1 protein-coding gene is annotated in these 573 nt (G+C 40.8%); it reads left to right on the top strand.

Features of this window, described 5'->3' with window-relative positions:
- Nucleotides 1-573 (top strand): TonB-dependent receptor plug domain-containing protein (locus tag MB14_RS10225; protein ID WP_157716579.1); only part of this gene is annotated, 573 nt, incomplete at both ends.

Raw genomic sequence — 573 nt, 5'->3', positions numbered from 1 at the left:
AGATTAAGAGGTATTGGTTCTATCAATGGTAACAACAGCCCTTTTATTGTGGTTGATGGTGTGCCTTTTAGCGGAAACATTAACAGGATTAACCCTGATGACATCGAGTCAGTTTCTACTTTGAAAGATGCGGCTTCAACTTCTCTTTATGGAGCTAGAGCAGCTAACGGTGTAATTATCATTACAACCAAACAAGGTAAGAAAAACTCTGCACCAACTTTCTCTTTCACAACAAAGCAAGGAGTGTCTGCTAGAGGTATTCAAGAATACGATAGACTTGACCCTTTAGCTTACTATCAAGCATATTGGGAGGCGCTTAGAAATGACAAAGTGACTGCAGGAACAGATCCTACTACCGCGGGTGCAGAGGCTTCAGCTGAATTAATTGATCTTTTGCACTACAATGCAACAAATGTCGCTGACAATCAAATTATCAATGCAGACGGTTCTATCAACCCTAATGCTAGTTTAGACTGGTTTGCTCCAATCGAAAGATTAGGTTACAGACAAGAGTACAACTTCAGCGCAAGAGGAGCCACTGAAAGAGCAGACTACTATGCTTCTATTGGTTAT

This window comes from Roseivirga ehrenbergii, from assembly GCF_001593005.1.
Lineage (GTDB): Bacteria > Bacteroidota > Bacteroidia > Cytophagales > Cyclobacteriaceae > Roseivirga > Roseivirga ehrenbergii.
This window is presented reverse-complemented; position numbering and strand designations above follow the sequence as displayed.